Source organism: Mesorhizobium sp. M7A.F.Ca.CA.002.05.1.1, from assembly GCF_003998335.1.
Taxonomy (GTDB): domain Bacteria; phylum Pseudomonadota; class Alphaproteobacteria; order Rhizobiales; family Rhizobiaceae; genus Mesorhizobium.
On the sequence record NZ_RZQI01000970.1, the window covers coordinates 1 to 2150 of the forward strand.

The 2150-nt window shown below is 63.3% G+C and carries 2 protein-coding genes and 1 pseudogene; 1 reads left to right on the forward strand and 2 read right to left on the reverse strand.

The genetic code is table 11. From position 1 onward, the window contains the following. A pseudogene (locus EN939_RS31270) lies at positions 1-222 on the forward strand (glutamine synthetase); the annotation flags it as partial. Positions 223-248: 26 nt separating this feature from the next. Here EN939_RS31270 and EN939_RS31275 read toward each other — a convergent pair. Both EN939_RS31275 and EN939_RS31280 read right to left on the reverse strand, forming a co-directional pair. Next, positions 249-1097, reverse strand: a complete 849-nt coding sequence (locus EN939_RS31275) for an endonuclease/exonuclease/phosphatase family protein (protein ID WP_127271470.1) — start codon at positions 1095-1097, stop codon at positions 249-251. A gap of 110 nt (positions 1098-1207) precedes the next feature. Beyond that, a partial coding sequence (locus tag EN939_RS31280; protein ID WP_245473236.1) for a phospholipase D-like domain-containing protein occupies positions 1208-2150 on the reverse strand: 943 nt, incomplete at its 5' end.

The following is a 2150-nucleotide window of genomic DNA, read 5'->3' on the forward strand; positions in this document are numbered from 1 at the left end:
CCGGTGACGTCGAACCTGGCCAATCTCGACAAGCCGAAACTGCCGCGTACGCTCAATTCTTCGATCGAGGCCTTCGCCGCATCGGATTTCTGCGCGGATGCGTTTGGTGAGGCCTTTCGCGACAATTATGCCGAGAGCCGGCGAGCCGAGCAGGCGGCATTCGACGCCTGGCAGGCGTCGCACATCACCGACTTCGAGTGGCAGCGCTATTTCGTCAGCTGATCATGCCAGGGCGTTCCAGCGTAAATCTACACGCTTTGCGACACCGGAGAAATCAAGGCGTTATCGGAGATACGCTCCAGGCGTACGAAGGCCGTCAGCGGCAGGTGGTCGGAGGCAACGCGCGAAAGCGGCGTGTCATGCGCGTTAATGGCGGCAATCATGCCGTGCCTGTTGGCCATGATCCGGTCGAGCGCCAGCAGCGGCAGGTTCGACGGGAAGGTGGGGACCGCCGGCGGCTGCGGGCCGAACGTTGCATGCAGCGTGTTGAGAGCGGAGCGGTTGCCAAGCCGCCATTCGTTGAGGTCGCCGAGCAGCAAGGTCGGTCTTTCGTCCGGGCTGTTCATCAGGTCGAGCACGACGCGCGCCTGCTGGGAGCGCGAGCGGCGCAGCAGGCCGAGATGGGCGGCGATGATGCGCAGCGTCTGGCTTCCATCGAGGTCGATCTCCGCCACCACCGCGCCGCGCGGCTCCAGTCCCGGAAGCTTGATCTGGTGCACGTCGCGAACGACGCCCTTCTTGAACAGCAAGACGTTGCCATGCCAGCCATGGCCCTTGCCTGTGGCCGAAATCGGCACCGGAACCAGGCCGGTTTCCCGTTCGAGCCGGGGCAGGTCGAGAAGCCCATTACGGTCGCCGAAGCGATTGTCGGCTTCCTGCAGCGCGATGAGATCCGGATCGATTTCGCGGATGACGCGGATGGTCCGTTCCGGGTCGAATTTCCTGTCGACGCCGATGCATTTGTGGACATTGTAGGAGGCAACCAGCGTGCCGGTGGTGGCTGTCGTCTTGAGTGCGGCGGCATTCGCTTTCTGCATCCGGCGGTCACGAAGGGACAGAAGCATGCTTGCCGGGAGGCTGCGTCCAATTCTGTGCATCTCTGTGCTGCTCGTCCTCGCTGGCATCAATTCAGAAGCCGGATACAGTGAAAATAGGCAATTTCCGCGTATGTTCCATGACGGACGAGTTCCTCAAGCGCACCTCCGCCTTAGAGATAGGGTGAACCGAGCCACAATACCCGGTCGAACAGCCTGATAAGAAACGGCCGGGCTCGCAAAGCTTCCAGCGTCACCGGCACGGCGGAGGCGATCGCCGACCCGATCCGCGCCTCGATCTCGCTGGCAAAGCCGGCATCGAGCACCTCCAGGTCGATCTCGAAATTCAGCCGCAGCGATCGGGCGTCTAGATTGGAAGAGCCGACATAGGCCCACACGCCGTCGATCGAAAGCAGCTTCGAATGGTCGAACGGTCCCTCGGTGCGCCAGACACGGCAATAGTGTTTGAGCACCTGATCGAACTGCGCCATCATCGCGCGGTCGACGAGGAAAAGATTGTTCACCGCCGGCACCACGATGTCGATTTCGACCCCGCGCCTGCCGGCGGTGATCAGCGCGCTGATCAGTTCCCGATCCGGCAGGAAATAGGGCGACATCACGCGTATAGACTTGCGGGCGACCGAGAATGCACCGATCAGCAGCTTGTGGTTGGTCTCGTTGCTGGCATCCGGGCCGGAAGCGACCGCCCGCACCATCATCGGTGCGCCTGGCGACGGCGCCAGCGGGGCGATGCGCCAGGCGTCGCCTTTCAGCGCCTCGTTGGTGGCGAAGCGCCAGTCCTCGGCGGCGACCGAAAAGAGGTCGGCGACGATCGGACCGGTCACCCGGAAATGCGTGTCCCTGGCGCTGTTGGAGCCGGCGAATTCGGCGGAGAAGCCTTTTCGGATGTTCATGCCCCCGGTGAAGGCGGCGATGCCGTCGACCACCAGGATCTTCCGGTGGGTCCTCAGATTGGCGTAGGGCAGGCGCAGGCCCATGACGATGTTGCCGTTGAAGACATCGGCGGGGATGTTGGCCTCGCGCAAATGCCCCAGGATGCTCGGCACCGAGTAGCGGGCGCCGACGGCATCGATCAGCACGCGGACGGTGACGCCG

What these genes read in the sequence shown, in the direction of transcription:
- EN939_RS31275 (WP_127271470.1), bottom strand. Translation starts at nt 1,097, where the DNA reads ATGCACAGAATTGGACGCAGCCTCCCGGCAAGCATGCTTCTGTCCCTT.